At 62.7% G+C, this 2,236-nt stretch carries 3 protein-coding genes; 2 read left to right on the top strand and 1 reads right to left on the bottom strand.

Going from position 1 to position 2,236, the window contains the following annotated elements; translation table 11 throughout:
- Together ettA and tam are read left to right on the top strand one after the other, a co-directional pair.
- Nucleotides 1–1,152: energy-dependent translational throttle protein EttA (gene ettA / locus EN750_RS30520; protein ID WP_127398950.1), on the top strand; the 1,152-nt coding region annotated here is incomplete at its 5' end.
- Between the two features lie 42 nt (nt 1,153–1,194).
- Nucleotides 1,195–1,962, top strand: coding sequence for a trans-aconitate 2-methyltransferase (gene tam / locus EN750_RS30515; RefSeq protein ID WP_127398949.1), 768 nt, complete (start codon nt 1,195–1,197; stop codon nt 1,960–1,962).
- A 66-nt stretch (nt 1,963–2,028) separates the two neighbouring features.
- On the opposite strand, the gene EN750_RS40075 is transcribed toward tam, so the two are convergent.
- Nucleotides 2,029–2,236, bottom strand: a 208-nt coding sequence (locus EN750_RS40075; RefSeq protein ID WP_210212781.1) for a hypothetical protein, incomplete at its 5' end; no start/stop codon positions are given.

Raw genomic sequence — 2,236 nt, 5'->3', positions numbered from 1 at the left:
CTTTGCCAGCTTCTGCTGCGCCAGCCCGACCTTCTGCTGCTCGACGAACCGACCAACCATCTCGACGCCGAGACCACGGCGTGGCTGGAAAAGCATCTGCGTGCCTATCCGGGCGCCGTGATGATCATCACCCACGACCGCTACTTCCTCGACAATGTCACCGGCTGGATCCTCGAACTCGATCGCGGCCGCGGCATTCCCTATGAGGGCAACTACACCAAATACCTCGAAGCCAAGGCCAAGCGCCTCAAGCAGGAAGGCCGCGAGGACGATGCCCGCCAGCGCGCCATCGGCCGCGAGCGCGAATGGATCCAGTCGAGCCCGAAGGCTCGCCAGACCAAGTCCAAGGCGCGTATCCAGGCGTTCCAGGATCTTTTGGATGCAGCCGACAAGCGGCGTCCGAGCGATACGCAGATCGTCATTCCGCATGGCGAGCGGCTCGGCAATGTGGTGATCGAGGCGGAAGGCCTGTCGAAGGGCTTTGGCGACACGCTGCTCATCGACGGCCTGGAATTCAAGCTGCCGCCCGGCGGCATCGTCGGCGTCATCGGCCCGAACGGCGCCGGCAAGACGACGCTGTTTCGCATGATCACCGGCCAGGAAAAGCCGGATGCGGGCTCGGTCCGCGTCGGCGAAACGGTCAAGCTCGGCTATGTCGACCAGAGCCGCGATGCGCTCGATCCGTCAAAGACGGTGTGGGAAGAGATTTCCGGCGGCGCCGAAGTGGTCAAGCTCGGCAAGTTCGAGGCCAACACGCGCGCCTATTGCGCGTCGTTCAACTTCCGTGGCGGCGACCAGCAGCAGAAGGTCGGCAATCTGTCCGGCGGCCAGCGCAACCGCGTGCATCTGGCCAAGATGTTGAAGACCGGCGGCAATGTGCTGCTGCTCGACGAACCGACCAACGATCTCGACACCGAAACGCTGGCGGCACTCGAAGACGCGCTGGAAAACTTCGGCGGCTGCGCCGTCATCATCTCGCACGATCGTATGTTCCTTGATCGCCTGGCGACGCACATCCTCGCCTTCGAGGGCGACAGCCATGTCGAATGGTTCGAAGGCAATTTCGAGGATTACGAGCAGGACAAGATCCGTCGCCTCGGGCCTGATGCCGTCAACCCGCACCGCATGACCTACAAGAGGCTGACGCGGTAAGGGGTTTTAGGGCGGCGATCTCAACCAGCATGAGGAGCTCAAATGGCTGATTGGTCCGCCGCCCAATATCTGAAATTCGAAGACGAGCGCACGCGGCCCGCGCGGGATTTGGTCGCGCAGGTGCCGGTGGACTTCCCGCGCCGGGTCGTCGACATCGGCTGCGGGCCTGGCAACTCGACCGAACTGCTTGTCGAGCGCTGGCCGGATGCCCAGGTGAGCGGCTTCGACACTTCGCCCGACATGATCGAGAAGGCGAGGGCGCGCCTGCCCGAGGTCACCTTTGATCTCGCCGATGCCTCCGAATGGCAGCCGGCGGAGCCGGTCGACGTGATCTTCGCCAATGCTGTGTTCCAATGGCTGCCTACCCATCCGGCGGTGTTCCAGCGGCTGATGGGCTTCCTCGCCCCAGGCGGTGCGCTTGCCGTCCAGATGCCCGACAATCTGGGCGAGGACTCCCACCGCCTGATGCGGGAGACCGCCGCCGAAATGCCATTTGCCGAAAAGCTCAAGGGCGCGGCACGCGGGCCGTTGCCGCCGGTGTCGTTCTACTATGACCTGCTGTCGCCGCTCAGCGACCGGCTTGATATCTGGCACACCATCTACAACCATCCGCTTGCCGACGCGCAGGCGATCGTCGAATGGGTGAAATCGACGGGCCTGAAGCCGTTCCTCGATCCGCTGGATGCCGAGGAGAGGGCGATGTTCCTCGAATGTTACACGGCCAAGATCGCCAAGGCCTATCCAAAGACGGCTGATGGCAAGGTGCTCTTGCCCTTTCCGCGCATTTTCATTGTCGCAAAACGAGCTTGATTATCCATGTCGCGCGGCGCCTTAGGGCCGCTTGGCTTTGGCTGTGGCCATGTCGAGGGATCGGCTTCAGTCGGCCCAGATCTTTGGTTTAAGCCGGCGTAAACCGCCTCGGTGAGAAAACTGTTGCGCCGGAGCGTTCCGGCGCCCACATGAAGCCGCAGCGCCTGCGGATGGGACGGACTGGACATGCATCGCGTCATCATCAGCGGCATCGGCGTTGAAATCCCCGAACCCACAATCACCAATGAAGAACTGGTCGCCAGCTTCAATGCCT

Source organism: Mesorhizobium sp. M7A.F.Ca.ET.027.03.2.1 (genome assembly GCF_003999175.1).
Classification (GTDB): domain Bacteria; phylum Pseudomonadota; class Alphaproteobacteria; order Rhizobiales; family Rhizobiaceae; genus Mesorhizobium.
The sequence above is the reverse complement of the archived record's forward strand: the minus strand, read 5'-3'. Positions and strand labels throughout refer to the sequence as shown.

Bases quoted from the DNA above. Each gene is read 5' to 3' on its own strand.
- tam (WP_127398949.1), top strand. From the start codon at position 1,195: ATGGCTGATTGGTCCGCCGCCCAATATCTGAAATTCGAAGACGAGCGC.